Below are 11,703 nucleotides of genomic sequence, written 5' to 3' on the forward strand. Positions count from 1 at the left end.
CGCTCTAGCCAGTCTGAGCTACACCGGCACGCTCGCGTATGCTCGTGTCCCGAGCTCGACGTCGCTACGCTCTGTCGGACACCGGCATGGGGCTTCCAACTGCATTACAACGTAGACACCACGGAGTGCATAAGGGTTGCGAAATGGCCGCGGGCACCGGCGTTAATTCATCACGAACTACCGCGTCAATCGAACGTCCAGACAGACGTTGAGTTCGTGCGGCGCGTAGGACCGCACCGTCTGCTGCGTTTCGACCGAAACGTCGTACTCCGGTTCCGCCGCCGCGCGAATCGCCGCTTCTCCGGGACCGAACGGGTCGTCCTCGTGTTGAATGTCGTAGTAGTGGATGACGCACTCGTCGCCCGCGAGGGAGACGGCGGTGTCGAGGAACTCGTCCGCGCTGTGCGGGAGGTTCATGACGAGGCGGTCGGCCCAGTTCTCGTACTCCGTCGCCGTCTCCCGAACGTCGCCGCAAATCGCCGTCACGCGGTCTTCGACCCCGTTCCGGCGGGCGTTCTCGTTGAGGTAGTCGATTGCCACATCGTTCACGTCCGCGCCGACGACCGTCGCGCCGCGCTTTGCGAACGGAATCACGAACGGCCCCACGCCCGCGAACATGTCGAAGGCGCGTTCGTCCGGTTTCACCTGCTCCGCGACGCGGTGGCGCTCCGTTGCGAGTCGGGGGGAGAAGTAGACCCGCGCGACGTCCAAGAGGAACTCACAACCGTACTCTCGGTGGACGGTTTCGGTTCCGTTCCCGGCCAGCACGTCCCAGTCGCGCACGCGAGTCTCACCTTTGACCTTCGATGCGCGGTTGAGCACCGTCTCGACCGGGAGGGCCGAGGTGACTACTGCGTCGGCGACTTCGGTCGCCAGTTCGGGGTCGTCCTCGTCGATGAGGACGATTTCACCCAGTCGCTCGTAACTCGGTTCGAAGCCGAGGATGTCGGCGGGCATCTGCTGTGTCGTCCGCGTCGGGAGGTCGCGGGTGACGACCTCGAACGTCGGTGGAATCGCGTCTGGGTCGGTGACGGGGATGTACAACCACCCGTCTTCGACGACGATCTCCACCTCGTCCACAATCAAATCCGACTCGGCGAGTTCGCGGCGCGCCGCTTCCCCCTCTTCCCGTTCGACGCGCACGCAAGGCACTTCCATACGTCATCGTTACCGGAAGCGGGCGTTAACGCTGACGCTTCGGGTCGCGGCGAGGGGACGGCCCTGTCGAACTAACGAACAGTTTCGAGTTGCAAACGGCCACTTGCCCACACCACCGGTTGACAACATGTCGCAAGGTAATCGACTCTCCACCGTGGGAGTACGCCGGGGAACTGCCGATTTCCTATCGCAACCGTCCATTCCCCATCTAGTAAACGTCGGTCGCTAATCGGGTGCCGTCGGGGAGTCGAACCGTTCGAGTCGTCATAGCTGTCGGATGGCGTAGCTGAACGATTCGAAACGGAGTCGTCGGTTTATTCCCGGCGTCGGAGTACCGCGGCTTGGTTCCAATTCGGGACCGGTAGAGAACCATGACACAACGACTACAGCAACCGGAGACACAAGAACTCGACATCGGCCAGCAGTCACAGTCACAACGGTATCAACCGATGGGTCAGCAGTACCAGCAAGAGACACGACAGCCACAGACGCAACAGTTCGAACGACAACCGAGTCGGCAACCGATGCAGCAACAGCCGATGCAACAACAGCACCGGCAGGCGACGCAGCAACAGCCGATGCAACAACAGCACCGGCAGACCGAGCAGTTCGGCCAACAGATTCGCCAGCGATACGAAGAATCGGTTCCCAGTGAGGTTCGCCTCGCTGTGGACGACTTGGAGAAGGTCTCGACCACGGCCGAGTGGGCCAAAGTGAAGGCGGTTCAACGCGGATTGCCCCGCGTCGCAAACGTCTGTGACGATATTCAAGAACTCGCGGAGTTACAGAAGAAACTCATCATCCGACAGTCACCGGTCAGTCACACTATCGGGCAATGCTCCGTGCAAGCCATCCAAGAGGGCCTACAGGAGCTTCAACAGCACACGGGTGAACCCGAAGTACAGGCCACCATCGAGAACGCCAAACAGTCGCTCGGCACCATCGAGAAGGGACTCTCTGCGCTCCAAACCACCGGTACCCACCAATCCGGCCAGCAGGTCGGTGGACAGCAGTCCGGTCAGCAAACCGGAGGACGGCGGTTCGGCCAGCAGTACGGAACACAGGAAACGGGCCAGGGAATCGGAACGCAATCGATGGACCTCCCGAGCCAGTCTTACTGAGCCGACGCGATGAGCCGCTGAATTTTTCGAACGGCGTACTTCGCGCGCTTTAACCGGCCGGAACACGGAGAGCGCACATGCTCACCTTCATCGGACTCGGCCTGTACGACGAGCGTTCGATCACCGTCGAGGGCCGCGACGCCATCGCCGACACCGACCGCGTGTTCGCCGAATTCTACACCAGCAAGCTCATCGGAGCGGACGTGACCGACCTCGAAGCGTTCCACGACACGGACATCGAGGTTCGAGACCGCGCTGGCGTCGAACAGCACCCGGACGACATCCTCGCCGCCGCCGAGTCGGGCGACGCCGCATTCCTCACCGCCGGTGACACCATGATTTCGACGACGCACGTCGACCTCCGACTCCGGGCCGAAGACCGCGGTATCGACACCCGCGTGGTTCACGCACCGACCGCCGAGTCCGCCGCGAGCGGACTCACCGGCTTGCAGAACTACCGCTTCGGGAAAGCGACCACGCTGCCGTTCGAGTACGCCCACGGCGCGGACGGACTTCCAGCGAGCGTGACCGACGTGCTCGACGACAACCGCGAGCGCGGCCTGCACACGCTCGTCTACCTCGACATCAAAGTCGGCTGGAATCCGAGAAAAAAGGACGAAGCCGGAGAGGACGAGTACATGACCGCGAGCCACGCGGCGGAATTGCTCGCCGACGGATACGACGACGTGCTCGCCGTCGTCGTCGCGCGCGCCGGAAGCCCCGACCCGCTGGTCGAAGCCGACCGACTCTCGGAACTCGCGGAGCGTGATTTCGGCGACCCGCTCCATCTGCTCGTCGTTCCGGGCGACCTCCACCACATCGAAGCCGATGCGCTCGAATCGCTCGCCGACGCGCCGAGCGACCTGCTCGACGTCGTATAGAACGATCTTTTTCTCGATTTTTCGGCGGTCGATAGCGCCGCCGCTCACGGGTCGAGTGCGCGAAAAATGAAGTAGGTTTCGTCAGTCGAAATCAGACTCGGTGTCCGATTTAGTTCTCTCGGCGGAGCGCGAGGAGCGCGGCCGCGAGGAGTGCAACGACGGAGATAGCGACGCCGAATCCGGGCTGACCGTCGTCGTTCGAGGTCGTGGATTCTTCCGACGAGGTCGTCGTCTTGGACGAGGACGTGGTCGTCTCCGAGGACGAGGTGGTCGTCTTCGAAGACGTCGTGGTCGTCGTGGTCGTCGTCGTGGTCGTCGTCGTGGTCGTCGTACCAGCGTTCTGGTTCAGCATGCCGTCGACCGATCCCGTGTGGTCGCCAGCGATTGCTTTGACACTGAACTCGGTGCCGTTGTCGTACTTGCTGAAGTCGAACATCGCCGAGAATTCGCCGTTTTCGCCGACCGTGAGGTCAGGCTGGTTCTCGAAGAAGGCACCGGAGCTGGCTTGCAGGGTGACCGCGGTACCGGGCGCGAGGTTGGTCGTACCCGAGATGGTCTGGTTGTCAGCGGGAGCGACGGAGACGTCGTCGCCACCGTTCACTTCGACAGTGGCCTCTTCGACCGAGAACGAAGTCCTGACGGTCTGGTCGTCGTCCGGCGAGACGCCGTAATTTTCAGCAACCTTGAAGGTCGCTTTCCAGTCGCCCTTGACGTTGCTTTCCTCAATGCCGCTGTTGTCAGCGAGCTTGGACGTGTCGACGACGGCGTAGAGCGTCTGGTTGTCGCTGTCCGAGATGAGCGAGACACCGTCGGCCGTCGTGTTGAATTTGACAGCATCCTTGTTCTGCTCGGGGTTCTGCTCGACGAAGGTGAGCGAGAGACCCTGGATGTCCGTGAGGTCCTCTCCGCTGTTGAGCGTGTCAACAGCGCCGAAGATGCCGTTGGTGTCCTTGACTTGGACGACAACGTGGTCACCGTAGGCGACGCTGCTACGCTGGGTAGCGAGAGCCGTCAGTTCCGTTGCGTTGTCCGCACCGTCGAGGTCGCTGGGTGCGATCCACGTCTGTGCGTTGCCAGTGTGGCGCGAGGAAACCGAAAGCGCGGAAGCGCCGTCCGGGGTGCCGTCGCCGTTGGCGTCGACGCGGAGTCGGTAGATGTCGTTACCAGTCACTGCGAGGGGCTTGTCGAGACCGCCGCTTGCGGGCGTGACCCACGAAGGCGTGACCGTGTCACCGCTACCGTCGCCGTAGATGACGTCGCTAGCGGTGCCGCTGGTCGTCTTGTAGGTGTTCACGTAGAACGTGACCTGACCGTCGTTGGCGTCATCGGAACCATCCTTGACGTAGACGGACATGTTGAAGTTCGAGTCGTCGCTGCCGACCTGAACCGTCGCATCGTTCGTGTTCTTGAGGTCAACCGTCACTGGAACGACGTCACCGCGCGCGACGCTGTAGGACGTTTCGCCGAAGGAGGCGCTGACGTCGCCAGCGTTTTTGACGGTGACTTCGAAGGTCTGGCTCGCGGTCGTGTCGTTCACGTGGAGCGTGATGTTGTACGTACCAGCGTCGACACCAGTGAAGTCGAGCGAGTTCTTGGCACCATCGTCGCTGTAGGTGCCGACGTTCATCTTCGTGTCTTAGCCGAACGCCGCATCGGACGTCGCGTAGACATCGAAGTCGTTACGGTTGGCGTGGTCGAGCGTGAAGGTGATCGAAGAGTCCGAACCGTCGTTCTTCACAGTGTCGTCGCTGGCGCTCATGTCGAGCGACTGTTCGACGACCTGGAACTTCTGTTCGTGGCTACCTTCGACGAGACGGTATCGACCCTCGAGGTTGGCGGTGTCGAACGTGATGTTTCCGCTGCCGTCCGAGGTGTATTCGTCCTCGTACGTCCAGCCATCGCCGTCTTTGATTTCGAGCGTTACATCCGTACTACTGTTGAAACCAGTAGCATTGACTGTCTGGCCCTGGAAGATCGGCGAGTCAGTGCCAATCGTCGCGTCGGCCGAGCTGGCCGCAGCAGCCGAGCCCGCGAACGCCATGGTGCCGGCGAAGACCGACAGCACGAGCATCGCGGTCAGCGCGAGGCTGCGAACCTTTGTATTGTTTCCTGTCATGCTTTCTCGTTAGTTGTTTCTCGTACGGCGACAGTTTCTTTCCCACGACCGTATAGACATTTCGTCCAACCCGTATCGCACGGGGAGGAAAGTGGTACTCCATCTGCCACCATGGGTAGAGGTACAGGAAGAACGTTAGTCCTTTATTATAAATGCTTTGTGGTCTGATAATCGGTCGTTACGGGCTCACACGTCCGAATTCGGGCAATAGCGACAGTATCGAAGGTTCCACAAAAGGGTAATAGAACCGACCAATGACGGCGTTCGGCTCCCGTACGAGTTATGACAATGAGGGATTAATGAGACGGTTCACCATTCCACTCTTTAAGTAGGGTTGACGAACCAAAATCGAACGAAAACATGACTCCGTGACGATTATGAAAGCAAACCGTGACTGAATATTTAGTTATATATTCGGAATTCACAGGTGTTCTACGGCTGGATCGCCCCTCCGAGAAAAAAATCGCATTCGGCCTCGAACCGCTCAGTTCTGCTCGATGATCTCGATTTCGTGGCCGTCTTGGTCCTTGGTGAACGCGTACCTGTCGTCGCACGATTCGGGGTCGCGGTAATCGTCCGCCTCGCGCTCCAGCAGGGTTTCCCACGTGTCGTGGAGGTCGTCAGCGCGCACCGCGAGGTGCCCCCACGCGTCGCCCATCTCGTACGACCGGCCGTCGTAGTTGTACGTGAGTTCGACCGCCATCGCCTCTCGGGCGGCGTCCTCGGGTTTCATGAAGTAGTTGGCGAACGTGTCCGACTCCCAGCGACCGGTGTGTTCGTATTCGAACTTGCGCGTCCAGAAGCCGAGCGCCTCGTCGGCGTCCTCGACGCGAATCATCGTGTGGTCGATACTCCACTTCTCGCCGTAGTCGCGCTTTACGATCTCGATTTCGTGTCCGTCGGGGTCCTTGACGAAGGCGTACCGTCCGCCGCACGACTCGGGGTCGCGGTAGTCCTCGACACCCCCGTCCATCAGTTGCTGGTACGACGATTCGAGTTCGTCCTCCGGGACGCGCACCGCGATGTGTCCCCACGCGTCGCCCATCTCGTACGACCGGTCGTCGTGGTTGTACGTGAGTTCGAGGACGGCACCCTCGTCGTGGACGTTCTCCGGTCCGAGGTAGACGTTCGTGAACGTGTCCGCCTCCCAGCGGCCCTTCTCCTCGTACCCGAGGTGCGTCTCGTACCAGTCGAGCGATTCGTCCAAATCCTCTACACGCATCATCACGTGGTCGAATGTCCCGCTCATACGTCCGAAACCACCCGCTCCGAAGCGAAAAGGGTACCGCTCGCGGAAACCGGGCGGGGAAAAATGAATACTGGAAATGGAACATCGCACGCAGCACGCAATGCGTACGCGTGCGAACTACTCTATTATTCTTCCGAGGTCGGGCCAGTAAAACCACCACGCACACAGCAGGAGACAGACCGGCCCGAGCGGAGCGACCAACCCGGACCGATGAACGAACCGGAGCGAGAATCCCACGTGCGTCACACCGGCGAACACGAGCAGCCAACCGGTTACCCGTCGGTCCTCGAACCGCCCGGCGAACGAACTCAAAACGGCGAGGAGATAGAGGCACACGCTGAGCGGCCACGCGAGGAGTTGCCGTGGCAAGCCGGACGTGAGGACGAACAGGTAATCGGGAAGCGTCGTAACGTGGTTGGTCGTCGGGTTCAGGAGCCCCCACGGGAAGACCAGCGTGGTGCCGCTGGGTGCGACGAGGACCGTCCACGGGACGAAAAACAGCGCGAGAAGGGCGAGTCGCCGACGCCATTCCGGAGCGAGATGAGTGGAAGGGACGGCGGGGGTCACTTTCGAAGTATGAGTCGGAGCACGTCCTCGTCCGCGAGTTCGTGTTCCATTCCGACCTGCTGTTCGTCGTGTTTCGCGCTCGGGCCGCTGACGCGAGCGAACCGGAAGCGTTGCTCCATCTCGCCGCCGAGGTGGTGACAAGCGTCCTTGATGGTGCTTCCTTTCGGGAGGACGAGCGGTTCCTCGTAATCGACACCCCGACCCGGCTTGTCCATGTATATCCGCATCAGGCCGAGTTCGTTCCAGATTTTCTCCCGCAGCGCGTCGAGTCCCTTCTCCTTTTCCGCGCTGATGAACACGGCCTCGTCGGGGTCGATGTCGTGGTCGCGCAGTTGCCCGCGGACTTTTTCCGCGTAGTCGTGTTCGATGAGGTCCACCTTGTTCACCGACACCATCGACGGGATGTAGACGCGATTGTCCATGATGCCGTCGATGAGGCGGTCGATGTCTACCTTCTCACGGAGGGTGACGTTCGCGTTCACGTACCCGTGCTCGCGGAGGACCTCCTTGATGACGTCCTCGGAGATGTCCTGTTCCGCGCTGGAAGTCACCCGAATTCCGCCGCGACCCTTTTTGGCAATGGAGATACTGGGCGGGGTGGAATCCAGTCGAATCTTGTTCTCGTACAACTCCTCCCGAAGCCGTTCGTACTGGTCGATTTCGAAGACAGAGAGGACGAAGACCACGAGGTCCGCGGCGCGAACGACGGAGAGGACCTCTTGCCCGCCGCCCCGTCCGTGGGCCGCACCCTCGATGAGGCCGGGAACGTCGAGGAGTTGGATGTTCGCACCGTTGTACTGCAACATCCCCGGGTTCACGTTGAGGGTCGTGAACTCGTACGCGCCGACTTCGCTCTCCGCGGCGGTGAGCGAGTTCAACAGCGTCGATTTCCCCACGCTCGGGAACCCGACGAACGCGACGGTCGCATCGCCCGTCTTCTCGACGGCGTATCCCTCTCCGCCACCGGCGGAGGACTGGTTCTGTAGCTTCTCTTTTTTCTCCGCGAGTTTCGCCTTCAGCCGACCGATGTGGCTCTCGGTGGACTTGTTGTACGGCGTGTCCGAGATTTCCTCGCGGAGTGCTTCGATTTCCTCCTCCAGTCCCATTAGCAACACGTCGGCCGTGGCCGCCGAAAAGCTTGTTCCTTCTCGTCAGGGGGATTGTGTCGTCAGATTCGACACGTTAATAGGTTTCGCCTCGCCAAATCACACGTAGGTACATGCCGAATCCCGCTCATCTCCGCGACAGCACGCAGATAATCCTCCACCGGGAGTCTCTCTGCGGGATTCGGAACGAACTCGAAGGGGAGTTCACGCTGACCATCGTCCCGCTGGACGACGAACGCTACCGACTCATCGGGAGTCCCGTCGAGATAAAGAACGCGAGCCAATTTTTGGGACGACACGGCGTAAGTTTGCCGTAGTCGAGTGGGCGATGTCCTCGTTTTCGCGGCCGATTCCCGAGTGAACGGTTGACATTCTCGACGCCGGTATCCACCGTTCGGCAACGCCGGAAAAGAAAATCCTTAAAACTCCAGCGAGATTTCGGTTACGTATGGTAGATACGATCGAAGTACTCGTCCCCGGCGGACAGGCCAATCCCGGCCCACCACTCGGCCCGGAACTCGGCCCGACCGCGGTCAACGTGCAGGAAGTCGTCAACGAGATCAACGAGCAGACGGCGGCGTTCGACGGGACGGAAGTCCCCGTCACCGTCTTCGTCGAGGACGACGGTGGTTTCAGCCTCGAAATCGGTGTTCCGCCGACGGCGGCGCTCATCAAGGACGAGGCCGGATTCGAGACGGGTAGCGGCGAACCCCAGAAGGATTTCGTCGCCGACCTCTCGATAGACCAAGTGAAGAAAATCGCGGAGCAGAAGAAACCCGACCTCCTCGCCTACGACACGAAGAACGCGGCGAAGGAAGTCGTCGGAACGTGCGCCTCGCTCGGCGTCACCGTCGAGGGTGACGACGCACGCGAGTTCAAGGCCAAGGTAGACGACGGCGAGTACGACGACGCTCTCTCCGCGTAACTCGGTTTTTCTTCCCTATACCAACAACAGTATCGCCGAGTAGCAACTGGCACCGACCGCGAACGCCCAGAAGCGACTGCGGCGTTCTTCCGGCAGTTCTTCCTTGATGACGTTGAGGATGACTCCCCCTGCGAGGAACGCGAAGAGGGTGTTCACGACGGCTTCGTCGACGTGGGTGTTGATGCCGATGCCCCACCCGGCCACGACGGCGGTGGCGAGTACCCACCGACCGATTCGGTCGTACGTCTCCTGATGGTGGTCCCGAAAGCCGTAATCGTTGACGATGAAGTGCAGTCCCATCGCGGTCGCGTACAAGGCCAACCCGACGACGCCCGGCTGTTCCCGGTGAACGAGCAGGTAGCCGATGAGCGCGTTGTACGCCGTGAACGCCCCGATGTGAATCCAGAAGATACTCGCGTTCGTCTCCGGTCGAACGTCCGCGTTGCGACCGGATTCCCGCGCGAGACGCTCTAACCCGTAAAACAGCGCGAATCCGACGAGCGCGACGAGATAGACGTGACGTTCGAGGAATCCGGCGAGGAGCGGCACTGACTGGAGTATCGTGCCGCCTTCGAGTTCGGGGAGGACGTGGACGAAGACGTACGCGACCGACGCACCGCCGGCCATCGAGAGCCAGTAGCTCCGCGGAATCACCCGAAACGACCGGACGTGCCCCGCACTCACGTGAACGGCCGCGAGCGCGAGCGCCACGACACCGGTGAGCGGCGTCATCGTCACCATCGTTGTCCCTTCGTGATGCGACCCCAAACCGCAAACCAGTGACGGCTCGAACGGCCGTTCGCCCCGAAATGGTTCGACGGGTTTAAGTTCCGCATGCGTCAAATTCGGGTGAGACAGGCATGGCCTGTTTCACTGACCCGTAGGAGCATTCCTGCGTACTACGGAGGTGAACGATGGCAAATAATGAGATAGAGCAAGCAGTCTCTCGCGCACTCGAGGACTCCCCTGAGCGGAATTTCCGCGAAACGGTGGACCTCGCAATCAACCTGCGCGACCTCGATTTAAACGATCCGTCGAATCGTGTAGACGAGAGTGTCGTACTCCCGTCTGGAACCGGCCAAGACACCAAGATTGTCGTTTTCGCGGAGGGTGAAACCGCCCTTCGTGCCGAGGACGTCGCGGACGACGTTCTCTCGGGCGACGACTTGGAAGACTTGGGCGACGACAACGACGCGGCAAAAGACCTCGCGGACGACACGGACTTCTTCATTGCCGAGGCGTCGATGATGCAAGACATCGGTCGATACCTCGGTACCGTCCTCGGTCCGCGCGGGAAGATGCCGACGCCGTTGCAACCCGACGACGACGTCGTCGAAACAGTCAACCGGATGAAAAATACGGTCCAGCTTCGGAGCGGCGACCGACGAACGTTCCACACGCTCGTCGGCGCAGAAGACATGTCCGCGGAGGACATCTCCGAGAACATCGACGTTATCGTTCGACGTCTGCACTCCAACTTGGAGAAAGGCCCGCTCAACGTGGATACTATCTACGTGAAAACGACGATGGGACCGTCGGTGGAGGTAGCCTAGAATGTCCGCAGAAGCCGAACGCAAGACAGAGACCATTCCGGAGTGGAAGCGCGAGGAAGTCGCTGAGCTGACGGATTTCGTCAAGAGCTACAACAGCGTCGGCGTCGTCAACATCACCGGCATTCCGAGCAAACAGCTCCAGAACATGCGCCGCGGGCTTCACGGAAGCGCGGAACTCCGCGTCAGCCGTAACACGCTGGTGCAGCGCGCGCTCGATTCGGTCGGCGCTGGCTTCGAGGACCTCGAAGAGTACGTCTCCGGGCAAATCGGCCTCATCGGCACGAACGACAACCCGTTCGGGCTGTACAAGGAACTGGAAGCCTCGAAGAGCCCGGCACCGATTTCGGCTGGCGAAATCGCCCCGAACGACATCCTCATCCCCGAGGGTGACACGGGTGTCGACCCCGGACCGTTCGTCGGCGAACTCCAGCAGGCCGGTGCATCTGCACGGATCATGGACGGCTCCATCCACGTGACCGAGGACAGCCTCGTCGCGGAGGAAGGTGACGAGGTTTCGGAAGAGCTCGCGAACGTGCTCTCCGAACTCGGCATGGAGCCGAAAGAGGTCGGTCTCGACCTGCGCGCCGTCTACTCCGATGGCGTCATGTTCGAGTCGGACGAGCTCGCCATCGACGTGGACGAGTACCGCACGGACATCGAGACGGCTGCGGCCTTTGCCCGCAACCTCTCGGTCAACGCGGTGTACCCGACCGAGCAGACCGCACCCCTGCTCATCTCGAAGGCGACCGGCGAGGCCAAGAGCCTCGGTCTGCAGGCCGCCATCGAGAGTCCGGACGTCGTGCCGGACCTCGTGAGCAAGGCAGACGCGCAACTGCGCGCACTTGCCGCACAAATCGACGACGAGGACGCGCTGCCCGAGGAGCTTCGCGGTGTCGAAGCCCCGGCGACGGGCGGCGCGCCCGAGGAAGAAGAATCGACTGACGAAGAAGCAACTGAAGCCGAGCCTGAAGACGATGACGACGATGACGACGACGACGAAGACGCAGGAGCAGGCCTCGGCGCTATG

13 protein-coding genes are annotated in these 11,703 nt (G+C 61.1%); 6 read left to right on the top strand and 7 right to left on the bottom strand.

The window, feature by feature from the left end; all coding sequences use genetic code 11:
• Positions 1-177 precede the first annotated feature (177 nt).
• Entirely contained in the window at positions 178-1,158 is a 981-nt protein-coding gene (locus BG842_RS04475; protein WP_069449845.1) for a class I SAM-dependent methyltransferase family protein, read from the bottom strand.
• A 371-nt stretch (positions 1,159-1,529) separates the two neighbouring features.
• Between BG842_RS04475 and BG842_RS04480 the strand changes: the two genes are divergently transcribed.
• Positions 1,530-2,279 (top strand): hypothetical protein, encoded by a 750-nt coding sequence (locus BG842_RS04480; RefSeq protein ID WP_254662895.1) that lies wholly within the window; start codon positions 1,530-1,532, stop codon positions 2,277-2,279.
• A gap of 77 nt (positions 2,280-2,356) precedes the next feature.
• A complete protein-coding gene (gene dph5 / locus BG842_RS04485; RefSeq protein WP_069449846.1) occupies positions 2,357-3,160 on the top strand; it encodes a diphthine synthase in 804 nt (267 codons plus the stop codon).
• A gap of 109 nt (positions 3,161-3,269) precedes the next feature.
• Here dph5 and BG842_RS04490 read toward each other — a convergent pair whose 3' ends face one another.
• The 5 genes from BG842_RS04490 to BG842_RS04505 all read right to left on the bottom strand — a co-directional run bounded on the left by BG842_RS04490 (position 3,270) and on the right by BG842_RS04505 (position 8,198).
• Positions 3,270-4,787, bottom strand: a complete 1,518-nt coding sequence (locus BG842_RS04490; RefSeq protein WP_083252429.1) for a BGTF surface domain-containing protein — start codon at positions 4,785-4,787, stop codon at positions 3,270-3,272.
• Between the two features lie 9 nt (positions 4,788-4,796).
• The gene (locus BG842_RS27120; protein ID WP_083252430.1) at positions 4,797-5,276 is read right to left on the bottom strand and encodes a surface glycoprotein; all 480 of its coding nucleotides are present in this window, start codon (positions 5,274-5,276) and stop codon (positions 4,797-4,799) included.
• Between the two features lie 484 nt (positions 5,277-5,760).
• Entirely contained in the window at positions 5,761-6,525 is a 765-nt protein-coding gene (locus tag BG842_RS04495) for a VOC family protein (RefSeq protein WP_069449847.1), read from the bottom strand.
• 117 nt (positions 6,526-6,642) lie between these two features.
• The gene (locus BG842_RS04500) at positions 6,643-7,092 is read right to left on the bottom strand and encodes a TIGR04206 family protein (RefSeq protein ID WP_069449848.1); all 450 of its coding nucleotides are present in this window, start codon (positions 7,090-7,092) and stop codon (positions 6,643-6,645) included.
• On the bottom strand, positions 7,089-8,198 hold the full coding sequence (locus BG842_RS04505) for a GTP-binding protein (RefSeq protein ID WP_069449849.1): 1,110 nt from the start codon (positions 8,196-8,198) through the stop codon (positions 7,089-7,091). The genes BG842_RS04500 and BG842_RS04505 overlap by 4 nt, the downstream gene beginning before the upstream one ends.
• 113 nt (positions 8,199-8,311) lie before the next feature.
• Between BG842_RS04505 and BG842_RS04510 the strand changes: the two genes are divergently transcribed.
• Both BG842_RS04510 and BG842_RS04515 read left to right on the top strand, forming a co-directional pair.
• Positions 8,312-8,515, top strand: a complete 204-nt coding sequence (locus BG842_RS04510) for a hypothetical protein (protein WP_069449850.1) — start codon at positions 8,312-8,314, stop codon at positions 8,513-8,515.
• Between the two features lie 131 nt (positions 8,516-8,646).
• Positions 8,647-9,123, top strand: coding sequence for a 50S ribosomal protein L11 (locus BG842_RS04515; protein WP_007978598.1), 477 nt, complete (start codon positions 8,647-8,649; stop codon positions 9,121-9,123).
• A gap of 15 nt (positions 9,124-9,138) precedes the next feature.
• Here the strand turns inward: BG842_RS04515 and BG842_RS04520 are convergent, their stop codons facing one another.
• Positions 9,139-9,864: a hypothetical protein gene (locus tag BG842_RS04520; protein WP_069449851.1), complete on the bottom strand. Its 726-nt coding sequence runs from the start codon at positions 9,862-9,864 to the stop codon at positions 9,139-9,141.
• Between the two features lie 173 nt (positions 9,865-10,037).
• Between BG842_RS04520 and BG842_RS04525 the strand changes: the two genes are divergently transcribed.
• The gene (locus tag BG842_RS04525) at positions 10,038-10,676 is read left to right on the top strand and encodes a 50S ribosomal protein L1 (protein ID WP_069449852.1); all 639 of its coding nucleotides are present in this window, start codon (positions 10,038-10,040) and stop codon (positions 10,674-10,676) included.
• Between the two features lies 1 nt (position 10,677).
• Positions 10,678-11,703: 50S ribosomal protein L10 (locus BG842_RS04530; RefSeq protein WP_069449853.1), on the top strand; the 1,026-nt coding region annotated here is incomplete at its 3' end.

The sequence above is a fragment of the Haladaptatus sp. W1 genome (assembly GCF_001723155.1).
GTDB lineage: Archaea > Halobacteriota > Halobacteria > Halobacteriales > Haladaptataceae > Haladaptatus > Haladaptatus paucihalophilus.

Coding starts and splice junctions, on each gene's coding strand:
- BG842_RS04525 (WP_069449852.1), top strand. CDS start 10,038: ATGGCAAATAATGAGATAGAGCAAGCAGTCTCTCGCGCACTCGAGGAC.
- BG842_RS04495 (WP_069449847.1), bottom strand. CDS start 6,525: ATGAGCGGGACATTCGACCACGTGATGATGCGTGTAGAGGATTTGGAC.
- BG842_RS04490 (WP_083252429.1), bottom strand. CDS start 4,787: ATGAACGTCGGCACCTACAGCGACGATGGTGCCAAGAACTCGCTCGAC.
- BG842_RS04505 (WP_069449849.1), bottom strand. CDS start 8,198: ATGGGACTGGAGGAGGAAATCGAAGCACTCCGCGAGGAAATCTCGGAC.
- BG842_RS04515 (WP_007978598.1), top strand. CDS start 8,647: ATGGTAGATACGATCGAAGTACTCGTCCCCGGCGGACAGGCCAATCCC.
- dph5 (WP_069449846.1), top strand. CDS start 2,357: ATGCTCACCTTCATCGGACTCGGCCTGTACGACGAGCGTTCGATCACC.
- BG842_RS04475 (WP_069449845.1), bottom strand. CDS start 1,158: ATGGAAGTGCCTTGCGTGCGCGTCGAACGGGAAGAGGGGGAAGCGGCG.
- BG842_RS04480 (WP_254662895.1), top strand. CDS start 1,530: ATGACACAACGACTACAGCAACCGGAGACACAAGAACTCGACATCGGC.
- BG842_RS27120 (WP_083252430.1), bottom strand. CDS start 5,276: ATGACAGGAAACAATACAAAGGTTCGCAGCCTCGCGCTGACCGCGATG.
- BG842_RS04520 (WP_069449851.1), bottom strand. CDS start 9,864: ATGGTGACGATGACGCCGCTCACCGGTGTCGTGGCGCTCGCGCTCGCG.
- BG842_RS04510 (WP_069449850.1), top strand. CDS start 8,312: ATGCCGAATCCCGCTCATCTCCGCGACAGCACGCAGATAATCCTCCAC.